Origin of the sequence: Microcoleus sp. D3_18_C2 (assembly GCF_036702395.1) — a bacterium.
Taxonomy (GTDB): domain Bacteria; phylum Cyanobacteriota; class Cyanobacteriia; order Cyanobacteriales; family Microcoleaceae; genus Microcoleus.
Genome location: NZ_JAUBTG010000109.1, coordinates 1 through 6,672 on the forward strand (window position 1 = coordinate 1; position 6,672 = coordinate 6,672).

Genomic DNA, 6,672 nt, shown 5'->3' on the forward strand with positions numbered 1-6,672 from the left:
TAATAGACCGAGGGCTTGACCTCTCTTTCTACATGGTGATGATGATGACTTAATTCTCTGCAGTCTTCAGGGTTTTTCACCCTTACTACTTTTTGGTAGTTTCAAAATACTCAGTGGCATCACTGAGATACTACTAATTTTTAGATGGTTAAACGCCCTGGTTCCAGCTCGAAAATAGCTCAATCCCTGGAACCATTTTTAAACAAAAGCACCTCTCTGTACAGATAGGTGCTTTGTTGTTTTTGCTAATTAAGCTTTGTTGTTTTTGCTGATTAATTTTTAATTTGCTATACCTGTTAAAGTAATTTCGATCGCCCTCAACCCTCAACACGATTTCATGCTATGTGGGAGAAAATTGCCGCGCACATCTCTGAAACAGCCGGAGAAACATTTTCGATCGACAATCGCCGTTCCGTCAGCGGTGGCTGCATCAATCAAGGCTATTATATCAGCAGCAGTTCCCGCACTTACTTCGTGAAAATCAATCAAGCTTCCCAAGTCGCGATGTTTGAAGCTGAAGCGCTGGGTTTGCAGCAAATGCGGGAAACCCAGACGATTCGAGTACCTGAGCCGATTTGCTGGGGAACTGAGGGGAATTCCGCTTATATTGTGCTGGAATGGCTGGATTTGGGAGGACGCGGGGGCGATCGAGCTTGGGAAGAAATGGGGCGAAAACTCGCCGAAATGCACAAATACACCCCCCCCAGCCCCCCCTTGCTAAGGGGGGGAGAAGAGCCTAATTCTAGCTTGCTAAGGGGGGGAGAAGAGCCTAATTCTAGCTTGCTAAGGGGATTTTTTGGTTGGGAGATTAATAATACGATCGGCTCAACTATACAAATTAATAATTGGACGGCAAATTGGGCCGAATTTTGGGCCGAACATCGGATTGGTTATCAGTTAAAATTGGCTAGGCGCCGGGGAGGTCATTTTCCGCAAGGAGAACGTTTATTAGAGATGATTCCTGAATTGTTAGCTGGTTATGAACCTCAACCCTCGCTAGTTCACGGGGATTTGTGGGGGGGAAATGCGGGGGTGACATCTGCGGGGGAACCGGTGATTTTTGACCCGGCGGCATATTTGGGAGATAGAGAAGTTGATCTTGCGATGACCGAGCTATTTGGTGGATTTCCGGCGCAGTTTTACCGGGGATATAATCAGGTTTTGCCTTTGGATTCAGGGTATGAAGAACGCAAAACTCTTTATAATCTCTATCACATTTTAAATCATTTTAAATTGTTTGGTGGGAGTTACGAGTCCCAGGCGAATCAGATGATTAGTCGAATTTTGGGTTAGTTAAGAATCAGATGCTTTTTAAACCGCAGATGCACGCAGATAAACGCGGATTTAAGGTTTATCTGCGTGGGATGCAAGTTTATTTTTGCTTAGCAGCAGCTTTTTTCTTCGCTTCTTTTTCTGCTTTTTTAGCTGCTTTTTCTGCTTCAATTTTGGCTAACTTGGCTAGCTCTTTTTCTTCAGCTATTTTATCGAGATAGTAGTGGTAATCTCCCAAATAAGGGCGAAACTCTCCGTCCCGAATCTCGACTATTTTGTTAGCGACTTGGGAGATGAAATAGCGATCGTGCGAAACGATAATTACGGTACCGTCATAATTCTGAATCGCCTCTTCCATCATCTCTTTCGCCGGAATATCGAGGTGATTTGTAGGTTCGTCCAAAATTAGCAAATTCACAGGAGTCAACAGCATTTTTGCCAAAGCTAGGCGGGCTTTTTCGCCGCCGCTTAAAGCGCCAACTTGTTTGAATACTGTTTCGCCCGTAAATAAGAAACGGCCCAACAAAGTCCGAACTTCTTCATTTTTCCAGTCGGGTACTTCGTCGTGAATCGTTTGCATCACGCTTTTATTCAAATCTAAGGCCTCTGCCTGATTCTGTTCAAAGTAACCGGGGATGACGTTGTGGCCTCCCAATTTGACAGTACCTTCAGTCGGCTTTTCCAAGCCCATAATCATCCGCAGCAGAGTAGATTTACCCGCGCCGTTGGGGCCGAGAAAGGCTATGCGATCGCCCCTTTCAATTAATAAGTCGGCTCCTAAAAATAGGATTTTTTCGCCGTAGGAGTGTACCAAATCTTCAATTATTGCTACTTCGCGGCCGCTGCGGGGTGCGGGGGGAAACCGGAAATGCAAAGTTTTTAATCCGCCGGTGGGCGCTTCGATGCGTTCGATTTTGTCTAACTGTTTCTCGCGGCTTTTGGCTTGGGTGCTGCGAGTAGCGCTGGCGCGGAATTTTTCAACGAATGCTTGCTGTTTTTCGAGTTCTTTTTGCTGGCTTTCGTAGGCGCTGAGTTGGGCTTCTCTGGCTTCTGCTTTTTGTAGCAGATAGGAGGAGTAGTTGCCAAGGTAGGTGCTGGAAACGCCGCGTTCGGTTTCGACGATTTGGGTGCAGAGCCGATCGAGAAATTCTCGGTCATGGGATACGATTACCATTGGGGTTGTCAGCCCTTTGAGGTATACTTCCAGCCATTCGATCGTTTCTAAGTCGAGGTGGTTGGTAGGTTCGTCTAGCAGCAGGATGTCGGGTTTTTGCAGGAGAATTTTGCCCAAACTCATCCGCATTTGCCAGCCGCCGCTGAAGGCGCTGACTAATCGATCGCCATCTTCGGGTTCAAATCCGATTTCGGGCAGAATTTTCTCGATTTGGGCTTCTAAACCGTAGCCGTTTAAGCCTTCAAATTGCCGTTGCAGCCGATCCATTTTGTGGATCAGTTCGTCGAGATTTTCTGGAGAGGAGTTTTCCAAGTCTCGATGGACTTGCATCAGGGATTCGTGGACTTCGTTGGCTTCGCTGAAGGCGCGCCAAAATTCTTCTTTGACGGTGCGAGTCGGATCTACTTCAAATTCTTGGGAGAGGTAGGCGATGTGGAGGCTGGCGGGGCGAATGACTTCGCCTGCGGTGGGTTCGATTTCGCCGGCGATGATTTTGAGTTGGGTGGATTTACCGGCACCGTTAACGCCGACTAAGCCGATGCGATCGCCCGGTTTGACTTCCCAGGTGACATCTTTGAGTACGAGGCCTGTGGGGTAAATTTTACTGATGTGTTCGAGTCGCAGCATTGTTGTGGGGACTGGGGAAGGGCAGGTTTAGCGGCGGATGGGATGCCGGCGCTGAGGTCGAGTTAATCTTAACAAATTTTAATTATATTTAGGGTATTGCCAGATTTTGATTTGGTAGGAGTTACGGGAAGAAACCGGGTTTCTATGAAAAATCGCAGATTCTGGGCTAGAGATATAGGAAGAAACCCGGTTTCTGGCCTCGATGTGGGTTCAGGACTATTTGGGTGGGGCGATCCTCTTCGAGGGCAACGCTTACGGGCGATCGTGTTGTTTGAGATTGAATTTCTCGAATAATGGTTGAGACTTCTGCACATTATAATAGTCAGTGTCAACCTCGATCGCAAAAGAGAGCGATCGTGCCAGCAAGAGACATTTATCATCAAGTTGTCAAACAGGCTCTGATTAAGGCTGGCTGGACAATTACCCACGATCCGTATCCCTTGGCTTGGGCGAAGAGAAACCTATCGATCGATCTTGGTGCCGAACAGCTATTAGCTGCTGAGAACAACGATCGCAAGATAGCCGTTGAAGTTAAAAGTTTTATCAGAGAGTCTAGAATTGCAGATTTAGAGCAAGCTTTGGGTAAATATACTCTTTACTATGACATCGCAAAACGGACGGAATCAGAAAGACAACTGTATCTGGCAATTCTACTAAATGCTTTTACAGAGCTTTTTGAAGGAGAAAATTTTGGTCAGATATTGCTAGATAATAACCGCCTAAATTTGGTTGTTTTCAACCCAAAAACCGAGGAAATAGTACAATGGATAGCTTAAATAATTATCGCCAACTTGTTAGACAGCTCCTTACTGAATACGCTGAGATTCCCGTTTGTGATAGTGGGACGCAAAACGCCACAATTTTTGATGTAGAAAATGACCGCTATATGTTAATCAATATAGGTTGGTTTAACGAGCAGCGCATTCACCATTGCGTGATTCATATAGCAATCCTAAATGATTTTCTAGACCTAGAGCAATCCTAATTAATTTTTTCCGTGCAATTATATTTATGTATTTTGGGGAAATCAAATTTATGTTCGTTAGTAAAAAATTCAAACAAAAATTTTACAATCTTAAAAGACCTACATAAATACCAATACTTTCTTAAAAAGTTTTTAGCCTGTAACCAAATATCTTCAACGGGATTTTGTTGGGGAGCATTGGGAGCAAATAAAATACAAGTAATTGACCACTCATCAGGCTCTTTGTCACCATTTACTTCTAATAAAAAATCTCTAAATTCGCCATATTTATGATAACTGGCTCCATCCCAAATCAAGATAATCTTGCGATTTTTATATTTATCTTGTAAGTATTTTATAAATTTAACTGTTGATTTTCCATCCCCAGATGGATGGCTCTGAACATGGAATTCTTTGCTTTGATAATTGAGTGCGCCAAAATAAGTTTGTCTATCTTTTTCATTGGTAATTGGGACTTCAATTCTGATTTTTGATTGACCCCAAACATAACCAGTTAGATCGCCATGAAGTAGATGACATTCATCTATAAATAATACTATTATTTGCCCAGATTCTATGCCAGCCTTGTTTTTGAATAAAATATTGTTAATTTCTTCCGTCTTTTTTTTTACCAGTTCTTCATCAAATTTAGGATTGATTTTTTGAGTTTTTTTCCAACTAATTTTCGCCCGCTCGAAAAGTTCATAGTAACTCTGTTTTGATTTATAGATCACACCAAACTCTCGCTCTACATAAGTAACCAGCTCATCTAAATTCCAATATTCTTTATTCTTTAGCCACTCAATTACTTCAGTCTTTTGTAGAGCTGTTAAATACCCTTTTGACCCTTTATGCCCTAGCTTTATTCCTTCGATGCCTTTGGTTTGAAATTGTTTTTTCCAATGACCAACAAAAAATTAACTTACACCGAGAATTTTGCTAATCTCATGGTAGAACTTGCCTTCGACAGCCATCCTTACAGCTATTGCTCGTTTAAGTTCTCTTGCATCGATATCACTTTTAATGAAAGATTCTAATTGAGTTATTTCCTTTTCCATATCTTTGAGGGGCAGTTTTAAGTTATTCATCTTTTTATTCACGATCGAGTATTGCATATAATAGTATCATAGTCTTGATAATCATTTAGGATTGCTATATTGATATTATTGATGGTCAGGTGTGGATTCAAGCAAATAATACCGATCGCCTGATTGCTGAGGAGTTAGTTGCAGCGGGAATTCCGGCTAAATCAATTGTTTTGGGACTGCAACCGCCTGATGTTAGACCGTATACTGCTTATGGAGTGCCTTGTAGTGAACAGCAGCGAGAATCCTTGAAAGTATGATGGAGTGGAAGGGATTTGACTTGGAGGGCGATGCCCTACGGGATAGCTTCGCTTCACGCGCTTCAACTTTAAAGCAGGCGATCGGAGGTGCGATCGCCTTCAGCAAATTCCCTTAAACTCAAGTAAAATAAGACAGCCATTATCGCCACAAAACCTAATTCACCATGCAAACCTCAACATTTGACAGCATTTTAGACGAGATCGAAACCTTGTCTATAGACGAACAAACTGCTTTACTTGTCATCATGCACCGGAGACTTAGCGATCGCCGTCGCACCGAAATTGCTGCTAACATTGCACAAGGAAAACAAGACTATCAATCTGGAAAGGTCTTTCGAGGTACAGTTAATGAAGCGATCGCGGAGCTAAACCGTTGAAACTTATCACCTTTGCTCAATCATTTAAACGTGCTTACAAAGCCCTCATTCGCAAACACCCGGAACTACAGCCCAAAGTTGAAGCTATTTTAAGACTTTTGGCAGAAAACTCTTTCGAGCCATCACTACAAACACACAAACTCAAAGGTCAGTTAGCGGGATCTTGGGCTTGTTCTGTGGAGTATGACTGTCGGATTGTATTTAATTTTGTTGAGAATCCAGAGTCAGGAGATGAGGAAATTCTCTTGCTTGATATTGGTAGCCATGATGAGGTGTATTGAAAATGCTAGTTTATGCGATCACCTCTTTCTATCTGCTTTTTTAATATGGAAGAAAGGTATCCGCTCAATAAATAGGGGTAACAGAAAAAACTGTAGTTTAGACTAACTAAAGATGAGAACGGTGGCCCAAGAAAAACTAGAGCCACCGTTAAGGAGAGAATGAGGGTGAAAAATAACAACCTATTCACTCCTTAAATGAACAGTGAACGATTAAAGGACTTTCGTCAAGAAGCATACGAGTTATTGGTACGAGGCAAGGATGCAACATTCGAGCTCATGGATGCAGTGATGACCACCAGTAATTCGTCATGTTTGGCCGAATTTTCGCTCAATCCATTATTTAATCGTCAATGGTCAAGCGTTTACGAGGCATTGCAAGACTGTAGGCCAGACCGGAAAAAACTGATGCTGCTGTATCTCCAGCAATTAGAACAGCAAGTACCCGTAGCAGAACATCTGTTAGTGGCAATTGACCACACTGCATGGGGGAGACCAGATGCTAAAACATTAAAAGATAGAACCCATGAATATCAGGGGGGCGTAATTATTGGACAAGGGTACAGTACAATTGCGTGGAGTGCGACTCGTTTAATCCAAATGGATAAAGAATATCCAAGGACGATTAGCCTAAC

9 protein-coding genes and 1 pseudogene are annotated in these 6,672 nt (G+C 42.9%); 8 read left to right on the top strand and 2 right to left on the bottom strand.

Going from position 1 to position 6,672, the window contains the following annotated elements; genetic code table 11:
- Nucleotides 1-342 precede the first annotated feature (342 nt).
- Entirely contained in the window at nucleotides 343-1,293 is a 951-nt protein-coding gene (locus QUA88_RS28850) for a fructosamine kinase family protein (protein WP_333058615.1), read from the top strand.
- 79 nt (nucleotides 1,294-1,372) lie between these two features.
- Here the strand turns inward: QUA88_RS28850 and QUA88_RS28855 are convergent, their stop codons facing one another.
- Complete coding sequence (locus QUA88_RS28855) at nucleotides 1,373-3,073, bottom strand: ABC-F family ATP-binding cassette domain-containing protein (protein ID WP_333058614.1); 1,701 nt, start codon at nucleotides 3,071-3,073, stop codon at nucleotides 1,373-1,375.
- Nucleotides 3,074-3,217: 144 nt separating this feature from the next.
- On the opposite strand from QUA88_RS28855, the gene QUA88_RS28860 reads away from it, so the two are divergent.
- The 3 genes from QUA88_RS28860 to QUA88_RS28870 are packed head-to-tail and all read left to right on the top strand — an operon-like array spanning nucleotide 3,218 to nucleotide 4,058.
- Nucleotides 3,218-3,367: a hypothetical protein gene (locus QUA88_RS28860; RefSeq protein WP_333058613.1), complete on the top strand. Its 150-nt coding sequence runs from the start codon at nucleotides 3,218-3,220 to the stop codon at nucleotides 3,365-3,367.
- Nucleotides 3,367-3,849 carry an element excision factor XisH family protein gene (locus tag QUA88_RS28865; protein ID WP_333058612.1) on the top strand — a complete coding sequence of 161 codons (483 nt, stop codon included), beginning with the start codon at nucleotides 3,367-3,369 and terminating at the stop codon, nucleotides 3,847-3,849. The genes QUA88_RS28860 and QUA88_RS28865 overlap by 1 nt, the downstream gene beginning before the upstream one ends.
- On the top strand, nucleotides 3,837-4,058 hold the full coding sequence (locus QUA88_RS28870) for an element excision factor XisI family protein (RefSeq protein WP_333058611.1): 222 nt from the start codon (nucleotides 3,837-3,839) through the stop codon (nucleotides 4,056-4,058). Before QUA88_RS28865 ends, QUA88_RS28870 begins: the two co-directional genes overlap by 13 nt.
- Here the strand turns inward: QUA88_RS28870 and QUA88_RS28875 are convergent.
- A pseudogene (locus QUA88_RS28875) lies at nucleotides 4,055-5,125 on the bottom strand (IS630 family transposase). The gene QUA88_RS28870 and the pseudogene QUA88_RS28875 overlap by 4 nt on opposite strands.
- A gap of 77 nt (nucleotides 5,126-5,202) precedes the next feature.
- Between QUA88_RS28875 and QUA88_RS28880 the strand changes: the two are divergent.
- The 4 genes from QUA88_RS28880 to QUA88_RS28895 form a co-directional block, all read left to right on the top strand.
- Nucleotides 5,203-5,382: an element excision factor XisI family protein gene (locus QUA88_RS28880; protein ID WP_333275157.1), complete on the top strand. Its 180-nt coding sequence runs from the start codon at nucleotides 5,203-5,205 to the stop codon at nucleotides 5,380-5,382.
- A 164-nt stretch (nucleotides 5,383-5,546) separates the two neighbouring features.
- On the top strand, nucleotides 5,547-5,759 hold the full coding sequence (locus QUA88_RS28885) for a hypothetical protein (protein WP_194062328.1): 213 nt from the start codon (nucleotides 5,547-5,549) through the stop codon (nucleotides 5,757-5,759).
- The gene (locus QUA88_RS28890; protein ID WP_194062326.1) at nucleotides 5,756-6,040 is read left to right on the top strand and encodes a type II toxin-antitoxin system RelE/ParE family toxin; all 285 of its coding nucleotides are present in this window, start codon (nucleotides 5,756-5,758) and stop codon (nucleotides 6,038-6,040) included. Before QUA88_RS28885 ends, QUA88_RS28890 begins: the two co-directional genes overlap by 4 nt.
- A gap of 195 nt (nucleotides 6,041-6,235) precedes the next feature.
- A partial coding sequence (locus QUA88_RS28895) for a hypothetical protein (protein WP_333058667.1) occupies nucleotides 6,236-6,672 on the top strand: 437 nt, incomplete at its 3' end.